Origin of the sequence: Wolbachia endosymbiont (group A) of Clivina fossor, assembly GCF_964026865.1 — a bacterium.
Lineage (GTDB): Bacteria > Pseudomonadota > Alphaproteobacteria > Rickettsiales > Anaplasmataceae > Wolbachia.
Window position 1 is genome coordinate 944,238 of record NZ_OZ034707.1, and the last position, 12,201, is coordinate 956,438.

Below are 12,201 nucleotides of genomic sequence, written 5' to 3' on the forward strand. Positions count from 1 at the left end.
AATTTCTAAAATAGAATAATTTAAGAATTAGTGGGGAGTTATGGCAGGAAAAAGTAAAGCAATAGGAGAAGAATTATATAATAAGTGTAACCTGGAATTAAAGAAGCACGGCATAAGAGGAGAGATAGGAAGAAGATTACAGGCAATAATATCTGCAAAAGAATATGGAATAACAAAAGTTGTTCAAATATACCGAATTACTAGAACTACATTGATGAAGTGGATTACAAGATTTAAGGAAGGAGGAGTCAATGCGTTTAAAATACAACCAGGACGTGGAGTAAAGCCGAAGTTGAGCTACAAGCAGCAAGAAGAAATTAAAAATGTCATAGCAGAAGAAGGAGCCAACCTAACGGCTAAGAAATTAAAAATCATAATTGAGAAAATGTTTTCTATTGAGGTAAGTAAGTCTACAGCACATAGACTGATGCAAAAGTTAGGTTTTTCGTATATTACTCCAAGGCCTGTGCACAATAAACAGGATAAAAATAAACAAGAAGAGTTTAAAAAAAAATCTTAATGAAACTATTGTCACGTATCCCGAAAAAGAGCTATTTTTCTTCGATGAGTCGCGGTTTGGCACACATTCAAAGATTGGACACGGGTGGTTTAAAAAAGGCATTAGGACACAGGTTAAGGTAAAATTAGGTAGGCAAAACTTTTATCTCTATAGTGCAGTTAATCCTAGAAATGGAGAGAGTTCTAGCTTATTCGTACCAAACGTCAATACTGATTGTATGAATATATTCCTTGAGCAGATGTCACAATATTTAGGAACAAGGGAGGCATTTCTTGTTGTGGATTGTGCAGGATGGCATAGATCCAAAGGTTTAAAAATACCACAAAATATTACCTTAATCTATTTACCTCCATATTCACCAGAGTTAAATCCAGTAGAGCGTTTATGGCAATATTTGAAAGACAATCTCATTAAAAATAGAATATATGACTCTGTTAGTTTATTGGAGGATACTGTATGTGCATTCATTCGTAATATTACGGAAAGTTCGATCAAAACCATTTGTTCTGTGAGTTATTTGCCTACTTATTTATGAGATTTGGTATAATATACGAAAAACCTAACTTTTGCATCAGTCTATGTGCTGTAGACTTACTTACCTCAATAGAAAACATTTTCTCAATTATGATTTTTAATTTCTTAGCCGTTAGGTTGGCTCCTTCTTCTGCTATGACATTTTTAATTTCTTCTTGCTGCTTGTAGCTCAACTTCGGCTTTACTCCACGTCCTGGTTGTATTTTAAACGCATTGACTCCTCCTTCCTTAAATCTTGTAATCCACTTCATCAATGTAGTTCTAGTAATTCGGTATATTTGAGCAACTTTTGTTATTCCATATTCTTTTGCAGATATTATTGCCTGTAATCTTCTTCCTATCTCTCCTCTTATGCCGTGCTTCTTTAATTCCAGGTTACACTTATTATATAATTCTTCTCCTATTGCTTTACTTTTTCCTGCCATAACTCCCCACTAATTCTTAAATTATTCTATTTTAGAAATTTTTCTTTATTCGTCTATTTATTTTTAGGAATTGGTATAAGTAAGCAAAAGAATAAAAATAGCAAAAGTAAGCCAAGCTTTGCTTTGTATGAGGAACTGCACCGAATAACTGGTATGGATTTCACTAAAATTCCTGGATTTGATGTATTAAGTATACAAACCATAATTTCAGAAGTTGGTATAAACCATAGTAAATGGCCAACAGAAAAGCACTTTTCGTCGTGGTTGGGACTCAGTCCTGCTAATAAAGTTACAGGGGAAAAAGTGTTTAACACAAGAACACGTAAAGTCATTAACCGTGCTGCGAATGCTTTGCGAATAGCTGCTCATTCTGTAGGAAATAGTAAAAGTGCGTTGGGTGCATACTACAGAAGATTGAAAAAACGACTAGGAGCACCAAAAGCAATAACAGCTACTGCAAGAAAAATGGCATGCATATTTTATAGTATGCTCAAATACGGACAGGAATATGTAGAAAAAGGAATGGAATACTATGAAACACGCTATAAAGATAGAACTGTAAAAAATTTGATCAAAAAAGCGAGCGAATTTGGCTACATATTAGTTCAACAAGAAGAGTTAGTTGAGTGAGTTTCTTAGGAGAAAATATTAAGCGATTATTAAAAGATTGTTTTGCCCATTTAGGAGAAGTAGCTTTGTATGAGTCGAAAAATAAGGCGTACATGGTACAAGTATTAAAGCAAGAGCCAGATAAATTATACGAGATTGGTGAAGGACAATTTGTAGGAGAAACTTTAGTGTTGGAAGTAAGTGCGTTTGATGTACTGCAGCCAATTGTAGGAGATATTTTTGTTATAAGTAACCGTAAATATAAAGTATATTCTCCACCGCTGCAAGATAATTCAGGAATGGTATGGAAAATTCGAGCGTCAGGAGTATAAATGCGTATTAACACCGGTAGTATTATACAAAGTATAGATGCTGAAAGGAAAAAAGTGGAAAAAGCGACGGTGAGTGCATTAAACAAAACAGCAATATGGCTAAAATCAAAAGCAGCTAAGGAAATTAGTGAGGAAAAGAAGATAAAATTAAGTTTGATAAGAAAGAGATTAAGAATTTTTAAAGCAAAAACAAGCAGATTGGAGGTTTTAATAAGAGCAAACTTGTATGATATCAGAGTATCATCAATGAGTAAAATGAAACAAACAAGAAGGGGTACAAAAGTAGGAAAACATGAATTTATTGGAGCTTTTACTGCAACCATGCCAAGAGGTTATAAAGGAGCTTTTAAACGTGAAGGAAGAGCAGCATTACCAATACAAGAAGTTAAATTGCCACTGGAACCAGAAGCTTCAAGGATAATAGAAAATCTTGTTAATTATGAAGTTGAAAAGGTATTTGAAAAATATTTCATACATTACATGAGTTAAATTATATGCATGACAAAGTTCTGGAAAGATTTACATCAAGCAATTTGCAGCACACTGAAGGAAGAAATACCAGCAATTCAAACTTGCGATCAATCACCTTAATACCCCCTTCAACAACCAAAAAGAAATTACAGTTACAGATCCAACACATCCGCTATTCGGTAGGACTTTTCCCATATCATCTGCCAGTGTAAAAGCCTATAACAGTGGTAATGTACTCGTTATTTACCGTAGTAATATAACTCTGCGTATTCCTTTTTCTGCTACCAACTTGGCCGGTAAGCAAGATTTACTCACCAGTAAGTTAACATGGAATTCATTATACGAATTTGTTTCTCTAGCAAAGGAGTATAAATTATGCCATGTAAACCAAATAGAGTGTGGAAGAAAATGCCGCAACACCTCAAGTCAGAAGTTTTAGAAAATATATTACTAGGATCAAAAAAGGTTATTCATGAGTACATCAGAGCTAATCACAGTACAACATCTAGCACGCGAAGCAATAATTTACATCAGACAATCAACACCTCATCAAGCACTGAGCAATCAAGAAAGTTTGGAGTTACAGTATGCACTGAAACAAAGAGCAATTGACCTTGGGTGGAAAGCTGATAATATTGTTGTTATTGATAATGATCTCGGCTTAACTGGTGCTAGTGCTGAAAAGCGCGAAGGATATAAAGAGATTCTCGCTAAAGTCGCTTTATCAAAGGTAGGGATTATCCTATCTTACGATGTGACTCGTTTGTCACGTAATTGTTCTGACTGGTATCCGTTATTGGATATATGTGGCTATAAACAGTGTTTGATAGCTGATCGGGATGGTGTTTATGACCCTGGTACTATTAATGGTCGGTTGTTACTTGGTCTGAAAGGACAGCTTGCTGAAATGGAGTTATCTACTATAAGAGCCAGACTAAATGCTGGACTGCTAAATAAAGCAACCAGAGGAGATACCGTCTTGTTAGTCAACAAAAAAATTATAAAAATTTCCCAAGTTGCATCATAAAATCAAAAAATACTTCCAATTGTGTAACAGTACACAGATTATAGTTAGTGGATATGTTGATAAGTAAATTAGTTTTATACGCACAAAACAGATGAAGTTTACTTATCAACATATCCACTAACCAACAACATTCAATAAATTTGTGTAAGATACCACTTTACATAAGATAGATAGGAAGCATTTTTGATTTTAAAGTACTAAACCTTCAGTCAACCTCCTAGCCCTGTAGTTTTTGATATGGTTAGGATCAAAAGCACTTTTGGATGTCAGAATACCGAAAATGATATGGAGTAGCTTACGCATTGCAGCACCAACGATGGCCATATTATGCTTACCCTTTTCCTTTAATCTTTGGCAAAAGCTCATAATGATAGGATTGTGATTCTTAGCTACTATGGCAGGAAAGAAAAGTGCCTTACGTAATGTTTGTGAACCGGATTTACTTAATCTGGGTTTGGCATATACAGAGGAACCTGACGTCATATTTCGTGGTATAACTCCTGTATATGCTGCCAATTGCCTGGCATCTCTAAAAACCTCTATATCAGAAACTTCAGCTAAAATAGCTATTGCTGATTCTTCTCCTATGCCTGGAATAGTCAATAGAAGTTGAAAATTTTCCAACAATTCTTTGTGTTGATTTAATAGTTCACGTACGGAGTTTTTTATTGTTTCTATTTTTTGAGCTATATTCATTGCAAGGTCTTCCCAAGCATTTGCAACTTCTTTAGGCAGTCTCTCTTTTTTTTCTAAGTGGTTATTTACTAATGTTAACTCATCTTTTAACGCAACTGAGCAACGATAAAGATGTTTTAATTTTTTCATTTCAGGAGAAGGTGGTGTCCAACTAGAAGGTTCCTGTCTTTGGCAATAATCAGCAATAACTTCTGCATCGGTCTGATCATTCTTTTGTCGTATCAGCTTACTCCTTGCATAAGATTTTATGCAATAAGGATTTACAACACTTACAAAATGTCCAGCATTGTGTAGAAATTCAGCCAGTGCTTCGCTATAACAACCAGTAGATTCCATACAGGTTTTTGCTTTTTCTACATTATGTTTGTGTAGAAAATTCAGTAGACTTTGAAACCCATGATCATCGTTCTTAAAGCTTCTTTTTCTAGTTTCACGCTTTCCTTTTTTGCTTATAAATGAGAGAAAAACATCAAAGCGATCTTTTGATATATCTATGCCCAAAAAGTTGTTGATCATATATAACCCCATACGTTACCATTAAAAATGAAAAGTAAGGCTAGTCTTGTGAATACAGAATTAGAACCATTCAGGTCTTTCTACGATACCGTCCAGCCTATACTTTTGAGAAGGGAATTCTTATCTCCTCTACAGATTTTATATCTAAGAAGAAGCACAGAGTTCCTCCCTTCTCCACCTAATGCTTAAGCTTAAAACATTAGATGCTTTTGACAAGATACAAGATTTAGCCTTATCCCTTCCAGTCGGTTTCGTTCGTAACATTGATGATTCTGTGCATAAGGATCCTAACCTTGAAGTTCAGCACCGTATTAAGCTTATTTTTGAAACTTTTTTAGAAAAGCGAACAGTAGCAAAAGTTCTAAGATACTTTAACAACAACCAACTTACCATTCCTAGGTATGACAAATTTAAAGAATTGCAATGGAAAAAACCGACGATTACAGCAATTCTCTCAACACTAAAAAATCCAGCTTATGGAGGAGCATTTGTTTATGGTCGTTCTTGTACTACACGTCACAAACCATCTTCTGCTGACAAAACAACAAAGAAATTGCCAATGGAGGAATGGAAAGTTCTGATTAAAGATAAATATCCAGCTTATATAGATTGGGAAACTTTTATAAAGATTCAGGGAATACTAAAAGATAATCATGCAGAGTATAATCACAATAGAACACGTGGTATAGCTAGACCAGGTGCAGCATTATTACATGGAATAATCTATTGTGGAGAATGTGGACACAAAATGAGAGTGAAGTATAAAGGAGGAAATCATTATTTATGCAAGTACTTACACCAACAATATCTTTTACCTGCATGTCAATTTTTACCTGCTGATATTATTGACAATGAAGTAGTTCCTAAATTTTTTGCAGCACTTAGTCAAATCGAGCTAGACGCTTATACCGAGGCTATTAATTCGCAACTACAATCTGAACAAGCAGTTAATAAAGCTTATTTACAACAATTAGAACGCCTGAGATACCAAGTGGGATTGACAGAACGACAATTTAATCAAGTTGATCCTGATAATCGTCTTGTAGCTGCAGAACTTGAAAGACGTTGGGAACAAGCGTTGAATGAACTTAAGCAAGCGGAAATTACATGTGAACGTCAGTATCCAAGTAAACCGATTCCTCAATTATCTGAGGAACTGAAAACAGTATTTTTAGATGTAGGTAAGAAATTACCTGAAATTTGGCATCAATCAGTTCTGTCACGTCAGCAACAAAAATCTTTTCTTCGTTGTCTAATTGATAAGGTGGTAGCACACCGGATCAGACGTGATTGCCTTCAAGTACGCATTGTATGGCATGGCGGTGAAACTACGACTTCTCACGTTCCTATTCCAGTACGCTCCTTCCACACATTGACTAGAGCAGCAGAAATGGAACAGTCTATAATAGAGTTGAGTAAAGAAGGTAAAACAGATGCAGAAATCGCTAAGTACTTAGAAAAACAAGGACATCGTTCTCCCTCATGCTCAAAGAATATCGTTTTAGAATGTACAGTAGCAAATATTCGATTAAAAAATAATATTATGCGAGAAAAGAATAAATCACAACCACTTAAAGTACCTGGATACCTTACTGTTCCACAAATTGCAAAAATCCTCAATGTTACTAAATATTGGCTTTATTATAGAATCGATAATGGCCAAATTAAAATACGAAAAGATTATAGTAAAACCAAAGGCAAATATTTATTTGAAGATACGCCAGAGACTGTTAGAATCCTTACGGATTTTAAAAATGGTAAACTCAACAACCCAAATTTTTTATAGGAGCATCAATATGTATAATCATGTGAAATTTATCCAGCAATAAGAAAAGAATTATTAGCGCCAGCGGTATTTGTAGAGCTTGTGAGTTTAGAATCGGGAAAAGATCCTGGAACAGAGGAATTAGCGTTGAAAGCAAGATTTGAAGCGAGAATTGTAGTTGATGGAACAGTCGAGGATTCCTCGTTAGTTGTAAGGTCATTAGCAGCAGAAGTAGCAAGAGTAGTAAATAAAAATACTTGGAACGTGAAGAATGTTTCGCCAGGAGAATTTATCTCTGCGGAAATTGACGGATTTAGGCCGGAGTTAGATGCGTATTTAGTGTGGTTGATTGAATGGGTCCACTATCTGCATTTGGGAGAATCAGTCTGGTTAGAGGGAAAAATTAAGGGACATAAAATAAACGTGGGAAATATAAATGTTAGAAAATAATTTTGCAATTTCGGAATTACAGAGGAAACTGGCCAATATTGTCCGTATAGGTGTTGTAAAAGGAGTAGATTATGAAAAAGCAAAAGTAAGAGTGAAAATAGGAGAATTTTTAACAGATTGGTTGCCATGGATAACAATGAAAGCAGGAAAAGATAGAAATTGGTCTCCGCCAGATATCGATGAACAAGTTGTGGTATTTTCTCCTCTTGGTGAACTATCATTAGGAGTGGTATTAGGAGGAATATATCAGGAAAGATACCCTGCATCAGAGAATAAAAAAGAAATAAATAGTGTAAAATTTCAAGATGGGACAAGATTGTTATATGATAAAGAGAATCATCATTTAGAGATTGAGGTAGTAGGCAAAATAACACTGAAAGCTGGGGAATCAAGTATAGAAATGACGAAGAGCGAAATAAAACTGAAAGCAGATAGAATAGAACTTAATTAATTGGAAAAATGAATAAATCAGTTGTGCGATTAGGAGATTATTGTGTAGAAGCAACACCGCATTTTTGCATTAGCGGCAGTAACAATGTTTTTGTAAATGGTAAGCCGATATGCAGACAAGGAAACAATTTTAGTGAAGGAAGAGCATTAACTGAAGGATCAAAAACAGTATTTGCAAATGGTCTTGGTATAGGAAGAGTAGGAGATGTAGTTTCATGTGGGTTTAAAGTAATAAAAGGCAGTGAAAACGTGTTTGCAGGCTAAAAATGAAAGGAATGGATGGTAAAATAGGAAAAGCTCTTGAAGGAATAGAGCACTTAAAGCAATCAATAATTGATATACTGACCACTCCTATTAACAGTAGAATAATGAGGAGAGATTATGGGTCAAGACTATTTGAATTAGTAGATAAGCCAGTTAGTCGTGATTTAACACTAGAAATTTACGCAGCAACAGCAGAAGCACTGGGGAAATTTGAGAGAAGATTTAAATTAGAAAAAGTAAAAATTACAGAAGTAAAAGAGGGAAAAGTAACGCTTGATCTAGAAGGATTGTACTTACCAGTGGGGAAAAAGATTCGCTTCGATGAGGTTGTAATATAAAGATGCAGCAGACTAACATTATTGAGCCGCTGAACTTCGAAGAAATTCTGTCTCGGATGAGGGAAGAGTTGGTGAAGCGTGACGCAAGTTTTACAGCATTCGTTGAAAGTGATCCAGCGATAAAGATTCTGGAGGTAGCAGCATGGCGAGAACTTTTGCTTAGAGAAAGAATAAATGAAGCTGTAAAAAGTAATTTACTAAAATTTGCAACGGGAGAAGATCTTAATAATTTAGCTGAATTTTATGGAGTAGAGAGAGAAAAAGAAGAAGAGGACGAACGATTTAGAAAGAGGGTAAAAGCAAAAATAAAAGGCTGGAGCACATGTGGGAGCAAGGAGTATTATAGGTATCATGCACTGTCAGCAGATAGTAGAGTAAAAGATGCATCAGTAGAATCACCTATACCAGGGAAAGTACAAATTTCAATCTTATCAACAGAATTATCCACACTGCCAGAAGAGCTACTTGAAATTATAAGAAAGCAGGTTACTAGAAATGATATAAGGGTTTTAACCGATACAGTAACAGTAATTGGTTGCAATATTATGGAAATAGATATTCACAGCAGAATGAGTATAAGTCCTATAATATCAAAGAAGGAAATCAAGAAGCAGTTTATTGAGAAGTTTGAATTAGCAAAAAGATTAGGGTGGAGTGTAACAAGATCATGGATAATAGCGAATCTATTTGTAGATGGTGTAGAAAATGTGGAATTAATCGAGCCAAGAGAGGATGTTATGGTGCTAGGTAATGAGTGTGCAAATTTGAGAAATTTAAAGATTGAGTTGAATTAATGTTACTGCCACCAAATGCAACAAAACAAGAAAAAGCGCTAGTAGATGCAACAGATTATAGGGTTGATCCAAGCTGTATAAGAGGGTTTAAATTTAGATTGGAAGAAGAAACATTGCCGTGGATAATAGAAGAATATGGCTTAGAGGAAATACTACGCTGGGTAAAAGATAAAAGAAGAGCTATAGTAGAAGGAGTAAAATTTCAAAGACTGAGAGGAACTCCAGCATCACTCAAAATAGCGCTCAAATGGGCAAATATAGAAGATATTACAATCATAGAAGAACCACCTGGTAAACATTTTTTCGAGTTGCAAATAGGAATAAAAGATGTTCCAAATGACTTTTTTGTGGATGCAGTAGTAGAACTTGCAAAACTATCGTTACCAGCAAGATCGCGGCTAATGAGGATTTTCAATGAAAACTATAATATTAGCAGATTTATTTTAGATGAAAGCTTTTTTGGAAGTTTATTATCGGATTACTCAGGGATAAAAATTGAAAAAGATGGACCAGTACTGTCATTTGGTAGAAAGAACACATTTGAGCTAAAAGTCTTGAATTCAAGTTTTAAGTTTAGTACTTTTCGTGTTCATTATGAGCAAGCATTTAGTAATGACATATATCGGTTAGATATAGCAGTACTTGGAGAAACAGAGCCTCATACAAAAGATTACAAAGGCATCTATGAAAGAAGTCATCAGTGGTACAACTTAAAAGCACTATATCCACTACCACAGAGCTTATTGCCAGAAATAAAGTTTGCTAAGGCGCAAATAGTATTATCGGATAGTTGGGATTTAGGAGAAATAAATGCGTGCTTTCCAGTTAGTAGTGTAGAGGAAAGAGGGAATAAATTTGTATTGGGAAGTAGTAAACTGTCTGAACAATTTTGGAATTTAAAACACAAGCCAATTTTAGAAAGATTCAGCGTTACCCATGATTACAAAGTAGAAAATCATACCGATCAAAAGATTACAAAATACGCTTTAGCAGAGCACAATATTCATTTTGAAAGTGAATTAGATTCAGAGCAAAAAGACTCAATACACGAATTAGAAAAGCGCATTTTAGTATTTTACCCAGGAGTACTGAAATGGCACGAACATCGACATTTGAACAGAAGTTGGAAAAGTAGTCAAGTTGTATCTATAATAAGTTAAGTACTTATATTTAGATCCTCATACATTATATTAATAATAGTTTAAAGTGTATGAAATAAAAAGAAAAAGACTTGCTTTTTTATGCTAAAACAGACATGACTTGAATAGCAGCAGGTAAATATAAGAAATTTGTCTGACGCTAGAAAAGCTAATTTTGTGAGGTAAGTATGAAGTTTAGCAAAGAAAAGAGAGAATCTTTTAGTAAGTTTTTTAAAGAAGTATCAAGTAACGGATTTAAAGATATTAATAAAAGAAATGAAGAAGGAGAGACAATATTACACCAAGCGGTAGAAATCTCTGATTACAAAACAGTAAGGTTATTAATAAATAAAGGAGCAGAGATCAATGCAAGAGATAAAAATGGTTATACACCACTACACTGTGCAGTATTTGCGAAAAGCTTAGAAAATATAAAAGTGCTGCTAAGATCGGGAGCAGAAGTAAATGCCACTCAATATGTCACTGGGTGTACGCCACTGCACTCTGCGTGCAAAATAGGAGGAGCAGGAGTTGAAATAATAAAAGAGCTAGTAAAAGCGGGAGCTGAGGTTAATCAACTGAATAAGTACGGTGCAACACCAATGTATTACATCTGGGAAAGTGAAAAGTATTGCCTATGTGATAGCAAAGAGAGTGAAAAGGCGAGCAAATTTCTGAGAGAAAAAGGTGGAGTAACAAAAAGTAGAGAACTGACGTGCTATGGAATAGAGAGGTTATGGGAGAAATAGCAGACATGTTGAATGGGAGTTATTTACCGGAGCTAAAAATAATAGAGATAGGAGAAATAAGGAAGAAAGATAAGTCACTAATAAAGGAAGAATGTAAAAATTTAGCAAGCAAGATAATGGGCCAAGTGAACGAAATGATAGATGAGGTGGTGAGAAAGAAGGCTTAAAATTTAAAGAAAAGGTGAGGTGGATTATGTTAAAGCTTGGTAAATTTAATAAGTCAGCAAAAGAATTATTAGAGAACTCATATAAAAATATTTATGCAAGAGACGAGAAGGAAAGAACAGCTCTGCATTATGCAATAGACGCAAAAACAGTGAGGTTATTAATCGAAAAAGGAGTAGATGTGAATGTAGCAGATGTAAGAGGACATACAGCACTGCATCTAGCGATAACGGAGAAACGTCTAGAAACAGTTAGAGAATTGATAAAATCAGGAGGGAATGTAAATGCTGAAGAGTATGGCAATAAATGCACTCCGCTGCATCTTGCATGTATGGTAGGAGAAAAAGAAATAGTGGAGGAGCTAGTAAAAGCAGGGGCTGAAATAGAGCAAGCAGATAAATTTGGAATGACAGCGATGGATTATGCGAAAAATAGCAAAGAAATAGCCGAGGTATTAAAGAAAGAAACAGAGAAAATGGAAAGTTTGTTAAAAAAATAAGAGTCGTATCAGAAAGCGCAACAGCAGTTGGCAAAGGAAGGGCTAGACCAAATTTAAAGGCTGTAGCTGATAAAAGTTGGTCTTTTTCATAAGAGTAAATGGATTGATGGAAAAAAGGAGTGGTAAGGCTCCTTGCACTACAAGAACATTTGCAGGAGAAACTATGAGAAAAAGAACATTAACTTGCCGATACGAGCCAGATGAATTAGCGGAACAACATCTAGCAGACGCCTATGAGCTGTTACTAAGGTATGCGGTAAAAAGAAACAATGAAAAGGAGATAAAGAAAAATGATAACAGTGGCCTTATATGCAAGAGTTTCATCGAAGAGTCAAGCGCAGAACAATACAATAGAGAGTCAAATTGCCGAGCTCAAGCATAGCAACGAACCAACAAACTGTTGGTTATACCAGAAAGAAACTCCTCTCTTCATTTATACGATCTTAGTATAATCGTGA

14 protein-coding genes and 3 pseudogenes are annotated in these 12,201 nt (G+C 35.0%); 15 read left to right on the forward strand and 2 right to left on the reverse strand.

The genetic code is table 11. The annotated features are described in order from the left end of the window. Positions 1-40: 40 nt before the first annotated feature. Positions 41-1,055 (forward strand): IS630 family transposase gene (locus tag AAGD99_RS04835; RefSeq protein ID WP_341822251.1). Its coding sequence is split into 2 segments (ribosomal slippage): positions 41-505 and positions 507-1,055, totalling 1,014 coding nucleotides; the frame shifts between segments, so codons are not numbered across the junction. Here the strand turns inward: AAGD99_RS04835 and AAGD99_RS04840 are convergent. Next, positions 1,042-1,479 (reverse strand): helix-turn-helix domain-containing protein, encoded by a 438-nt coding sequence (locus AAGD99_RS04840; RefSeq protein ID WP_341822742.1) that lies wholly within the window; start codon positions 1,477-1,479, stop codon positions 1,042-1,044. The genes AAGD99_RS04835 and AAGD99_RS04840 overlap by 14 nt on opposite strands. A 78-nt stretch (positions 1,480-1,557) precedes the next feature. Between AAGD99_RS04840 and AAGD99_RS04845 the strand changes: the two are divergent. The 4 genes and pseudogenes from AAGD99_RS04845 to AAGD99_RS04860 all read left to right on the forward strand — a co-directional run. Continuing rightward, positions 1,558-2,109, forward strand: a pseudogene (locus tag AAGD99_RS04845) (transposase); the annotation flags it as partial. Further along, positions 2,106-2,420, forward strand: a complete 315-nt coding sequence (locus tag AAGD99_RS04850; protein ID WP_341822743.1) for a hypothetical protein — start codon at positions 2,106-2,108, stop codon at positions 2,418-2,420. The pseudogene AAGD99_RS04845 and the gene AAGD99_RS04850, both read left to right, overlap by 4 nt. Continuing rightward, on the forward strand, positions 2,421-2,909 hold the full coding sequence (locus tag AAGD99_RS04855) for a phage tail protein (protein WP_341822744.1): 489 nt from the start codon (positions 2,421-2,423) through the stop codon (positions 2,907-2,909). It begins immediately after the preceding gene. Between the two features lie 454 nt (positions 2,910-3,363). Continuing rightward, a complete protein-coding gene (locus AAGD99_RS04860) occupies positions 3,364-3,918 on the forward strand; it encodes a recombinase family protein (RefSeq protein ID WP_341822745.1) in 555 nt (184 codons plus the stop codon). Positions 3,919-4,107: 189 nt separating this feature from the next. Here AAGD99_RS04860 and AAGD99_RS04865 read toward each other — a convergent pair whose 3' ends face one another. Further along, on the reverse strand, positions 4,108-5,130 hold the full coding sequence (locus AAGD99_RS04865; protein ID WP_341822746.1) for an IS110 family transposase: 1,023 nt from the start codon (positions 5,128-5,130) through the stop codon (positions 4,108-4,110). A gap of 181 nt (positions 5,131-5,311) precedes the next feature. On the opposite strand from AAGD99_RS04865, the gene AAGD99_RS04870 reads away from it, so the two are divergent. The 10 genes and pseudogenes from AAGD99_RS04870 to AAGD99_RS04915 all read left to right on the forward strand — a co-directional run bounded on the left by AAGD99_RS04870 (position 5,312) and on the right by AAGD99_RS04915 (position 12,125). Then, complete coding sequence (locus AAGD99_RS04870; protein WP_341822747.1) at positions 5,312-6,916, forward strand: recombinase family protein; 1,605 nt, start codon at positions 5,312-5,314, stop codon at positions 6,914-6,916. An 18-nt stretch (positions 6,917-6,934) separates the two neighbouring features. Continuing rightward, positions 6,935-7,345: pseudogene (locus AAGD99_RS04875) on the forward strand (hypothetical protein); the annotation flags it as partial. Continuing rightward, positions 7,332-7,796 carry a phage baseplate assembly protein V gene (locus AAGD99_RS04880; protein WP_341822748.1) on the forward strand — a complete coding sequence of 155 codons (465 nt, stop codon included), beginning with the start codon at positions 7,332-7,334 and terminating at the stop codon, positions 7,794-7,796. The pseudogene AAGD99_RS04875 and the gene AAGD99_RS04880, both read left to right, overlap by 14 nt. An 8-nt stretch (positions 7,797-7,804) precedes the next feature. Then, positions 7,805-8,059: a PAAR domain-containing protein gene (locus tag AAGD99_RS04885; RefSeq protein WP_341822749.1), complete on the forward strand. Its 255-nt coding sequence runs from the start codon at positions 7,805-7,807 to the stop codon at positions 8,057-8,059. Positions 8,060-8,061: 2 nt separating this feature from the next. After that, positions 8,062-8,397 carry a GPW/gp25 family protein gene (locus tag AAGD99_RS04890; protein ID WP_341822750.1) on the forward strand — a complete coding sequence of 112 codons (336 nt, stop codon included), beginning with the start codon at positions 8,062-8,064 and terminating at the stop codon, positions 8,395-8,397. 2 nt (positions 8,398-8,399) lie between these two features. After that, entirely contained in the window at positions 8,400-9,191 is a 792-nt protein-coding gene (locus AAGD99_RS04895; protein WP_341822751.1) for a baseplate J/gp47 family protein, read from the forward strand. Then, entirely contained in the window at positions 9,191-10,351 is a 1,161-nt protein-coding gene (locus tag AAGD99_RS04900; RefSeq protein ID WP_341822752.1) for a phage tail protein, read from the forward strand. The genes AAGD99_RS04895 and AAGD99_RS04900 overlap by 1 nt, the downstream gene beginning before the upstream one ends. Before the next feature lie 167 nt (positions 10,352-10,518). Beyond that, positions 10,519-11,246, forward strand: a pseudogene (locus tag AAGD99_RS04905) (ankyrin repeat domain-containing protein). A gap of 26 nt (positions 11,247-11,272) precedes the next feature. Then, positions 11,273-11,743, forward strand: a complete 471-nt coding sequence (locus AAGD99_RS04910; RefSeq protein WP_341822753.1) for an ankyrin repeat domain-containing protein — start codon at positions 11,273-11,275, stop codon at positions 11,741-11,743. 106 nt (positions 11,744-11,849) lie between these two features. Continuing rightward, positions 11,850-12,125 carry a hypothetical protein gene (locus AAGD99_RS04915; protein ID WP_341822754.1) on the forward strand — a complete coding sequence of 92 codons (276 nt, stop codon included), beginning with the start codon at positions 11,850-11,852 and terminating at the stop codon, positions 12,123-12,125. Positions 12,126-12,201 lie beyond the last annotated feature (76 nt).